A 3405-nucleotide genomic window follows, 5' to 3' on the forward strand; every position below is an offset into this window, starting at 1 on the left:
GGCCCTCGGCCGCCAGGCGCTGCAGGGTGAGCAGGTCGGCGATGGCATCGCCGGGGTGGCGCCGGTGACAGATCTGTTCCAGCCGCCGTCGCTCAGCGGGCCGCAGGCCCGCCGTCCTGCCGGCCAGCACCCCCTGCCTCAAGGACGCCGCACCAGCAGGCAGCGCACGCCGGCGGCCCGGGCGCCGGCCCCATCCTCCGGGCTGTCGCCCACATGCCAGACCTGGGCGGCGCCCAGTCCGAGGGTCTCCAGCGCGATCCGGAAGGGCTGGGGCGACGGCTTGGCGGCCCCGGCGCTGCTGGAGACCACCACCGTCTCGAACAGATCGGCCAGGCCCAGGCCCTCCAGCAGCGGCAGCAGCCGACGGTCGAAGTTGCTGACCACGGCCAGGCGCAGCCCCGCCCCGTGCCAACGGCGCAGGGCTGCCGGCACATCGGGGTAGATGCGCCACAGGCTGGGGTCGGCGAAGCGATCGAACAGGGCGTGGTGCAGGGCCGTGGGGGCCGGCGCCTCGGCACCCCCTGCCCCTGCCGCCGCCAGCACGGCGTCGATGCGCTCCCCCCACCAGCGCCGCTCGGCCTCCAGCAGGCGGTCGCCCTCAAGGCCGGGGAAGGCCAGGGGAGGGGCCTGCCGCAGCACGTCCGGGAAGGCCCGATCAATGGCTGTTGGGGCGACGTCGATGCCGTGCTCGGCGGCCAGGGCGGCGTAGGTGGTCCCGACCGAGGTGCGCAGGCCGATCAGGGTGCCCATGGCATCGAGCAGCAGACCTCGGGGCCGGGGCCAGTCGCTCGCCGCCGTCATGGTTTCCAGTCGGCCAGCCAGCCGGCGGCCACCCGCAGCTGATGGGGCCGGCCCGGCAGGCGGGTGAGATAGGCCAGGCGACGCAGTTGGTAGGCGGCCGGGCCGGCCAGGGTGACGCCGGAGGCGGTGAGGCTGGCTTCGCCGACGCCGAGGCTCATCATCTCGCCCAGGTCCTTCCAGTGGAAAGGCTCCAGCGGTTCGCCGGCCAGGGAGCGGATCAGGTTGGCGGCCAGCACCGGGGCCTGCTGGAAGGCCACCTGGGCTGTGGCAGGAGTGGCTGTGCCCTCCGGGTCGACCGGGGCGGCCAGATCACCGGCCACGAAGAGGTCCGCGTGGTCCCGCAGACGCAGGTCGGGCCCGCAGAGCAGGCGGCCGCGGCTGTCGCAGGCGGGGGCGGGGTCGATCCGGGGGGCACGGAAGCTCAGGCCGGCCGTCCAGACGACCGCATGCACGGCCAGGGTTTCGGCGTGGGCGGGGCTGTCCCCTTCCGGATGGCACCGGAGCGTGATCGCCTCAGCCTCGACCGCCTCCACCTGGGTGCGGGTGCGCAGCCGCACATCACGGCGCTGCAGGGCCAGGGCGGCCTGTTCCCGGTTGAAGGCCCTGGCCTGGGGCAGCAGCTGGGGCCCCTGCTCGATCAGTTCGATCACGGCGCTGCCCTCGGCCATGTCGGCCAGCTTGCAGGCCAGCTCCACGCCGGTGGGGCCGGCCCCCACCACGGCGATGCGCTGCAGGGGCCTGCGCTGCTGCCTGAGGTGGGCCAGCAGGCGCTGGAGCCGCTCCACATCGGCCAGGCTGCGGAAGCCCAGGCTGTGGCGATCGGCCCCGGGCACCGCGAAGGTGTTGCTCTCGGCGCCCGTCGCCAGGACGAGGCGCCCGTAGGGAATCGTGCGGCCAGCGGCGGTGTGGAGCCGATGGCCGTCGGTGTCGATCCGCTCCACCCGGTCCTGAAGCCAGGCCAGGCCGCGACCGGCCAGCAGGCCGTCGTAGCGGGGGGCGATTTCCCAGCCGCGCAGTTCACCGCTCAGGAGTTCGTAGAGGAGGGGCAGGAACAGGAAGCGATCGTTCGGCTCGATGAGCAGGACGGGGGGGTGGTGCTTCCGCTGGGCCAGGGCCAGGGCGGTGTACAGGCCGCCGAAGCCACCCCCGACGATCACAATGTTCTGGGCCGGATTCCGGGCCGGATTCGGATGCCCTTGCATGGCGTCACCCTAACCACAGCGACCGGATCACCGAAGGGCGATGATGGGTCGATGGTGTCCTTCCCTGTCACGTCGTCCACCACGCCCTCCACTACGTCGTCCATCCCGTCGTCCACCGGCCCCGCGGGCGATGAGACGGACATGAAGGCGGCTCTCCAGGCCTTGCCCGGCGATCGGCATGGCTCCGCCCTCGACCTGGACGCCGCCCGGGCCGGCCTCGATCCCCTTGATGCGATCGGGCGGATGCGCTGGGCCCAGGAGACGTTCGCCGGCCACTTCGCCGTCACCACCAGCTTCGGCATCCAATCGGCCGTGATGCTGCACATGGTCAGCGCCCTCGACGGCTCCGGGGCCTGGCCCGCGATCCCCGTGCTCTGGGTCGACACCGGCTACCTGCCGCCCGAGACCTACCGCTACGCCGACCAGCTCTGCGACCGCCTCAAGCTCGATCTGCACGTGCTGCAGGCCGACCTCAGCCCGGCCCGGATGGAGGCCCTGCACGGCCGGCTCTGGGAGACGGGGGCCCCCGAAGACATGCGCACCTATAACCGCATCCGCAAGGTCGAACCCCTCGACCGGGGGCTGGAGCGACTGCAGGTGCACTGCTGGGCCAGCGGGGTGCGGGCCGGCCAGACCGACCACCGCGGGGCCATGCACTGCCTCGATCCGGTGCGGCAGCGCTGGTCGCTGCGGCCCCTGCTCGCCTGGAGCCGTCGCGACGTCTATTACTACATGCAGGAGCACGACCTGCCCCAGCACCCGCTGTTCGAGCAGGGCTATTCCACCGTCGGCGACTGGCACACCAGCGCCCCCGACGACGGCACCACGAACGGCCGGGCCACCCGCTTCGGCGGGCTGCAGCAGGAGTGCGGCATTCACCTCCCCGGCCTGATGGGCGAGGGCATCTGAGGTGCCGGGGCGCCGGCCCCGCTGGCTGCTGATCGGCAACAGCCGCTGGCACTGGGCCCTGGCCGGCGGGGAGAGCGGGAGCGGCGGCTCTTCTGCGGAGGATCTTCGGTTCCTGCACCTGCCCCCGCCGACCTCGGCCGTGGAGCCGCCCCTGGCCTGGGCGGCGGTGGGTGCGGTTCCCCTGGAGGCCGCCCTGCCTGCCGCGTCGCGGCTGCAGCTGGAGGACGTGCCCCTGTCCGGATCACCCCCCTGGCTCGGCATCGACCGGGCCCTGGCGGGCTGGTGGGCGGCCCGGCTGTGCGGGGGGCCGGTGCTGGTGGCCGATGCGGGCACGGTGCTGAGCCTCACCCGGGTGGATGGACAGGGCCGCTTCGCCGGTGGCCGGCTGATGGCGGGGGCCGCGCTCCAGTTGGCAGCCATGGGGTCGGCGACGGCGGGGCTGCCCGCCCTGGAGGGGGAGCTGGAGGCTGGCGGGGAGGCGTGGCCGCTGGCC

4 protein-coding genes are annotated in these 3405 nt (G+C 73.7%); 2 read left to right on the forward strand and 2 right to left on the reverse strand.

Annotated elements, in window-relative coordinates:
• Positions 1-138 precede the first annotated feature (138 nt).
• Positions 139-801 (reverse strand): HAD-IA family hydrolase, encoded by a 663-nt coding sequence (locus tag VB737_RS15640; protein ID WP_500314310.1) that lies wholly within the window; start codon positions 799-801, stop codon positions 139-141.
• Positions 798-2003 (reverse strand): NAD(P)/FAD-dependent oxidoreductase, encoded by a 1206-nt coding sequence (locus tag VB737_RS15645; RefSeq protein WP_500314312.1) that lies wholly within the window; start codon positions 2001-2003, stop codon positions 798-800. Before VB737_RS15645 ends, VB737_RS15640 begins: the two co-directional genes overlap by 4 nt.
• Positions 2004-2054: 51 nt before the next feature.
• Here VB737_RS15645 and VB737_RS15650 point away from each other — a divergent pair, with 51 nt between their 5' ends.
• Positions 2055-2912: a phosphoadenylyl-sulfate reductase gene (locus tag VB737_RS15650; protein ID WP_500314314.1), complete on the forward strand. Its 858-nt coding sequence runs from the start codon at positions 2055-2057 to the stop codon at positions 2910-2912.
• 1 nt (position 2913) lies between these two features.
• The coding region (locus VB737_RS15655) for a type III pantothenate kinase (RefSeq protein WP_500314316.1) at positions 2914-3405 on the forward strand (492 nt) is incomplete at its 3' end.

The sequence above is a fragment of the Synechococcus sp. BA-120 BA3 genome (genome assembly GCF_034931285.1).
GTDB lineage: Bacteria > Cyanobacteriota > Cyanobacteriia > PCC-6307 > Cyanobiaceae > Cyanobium.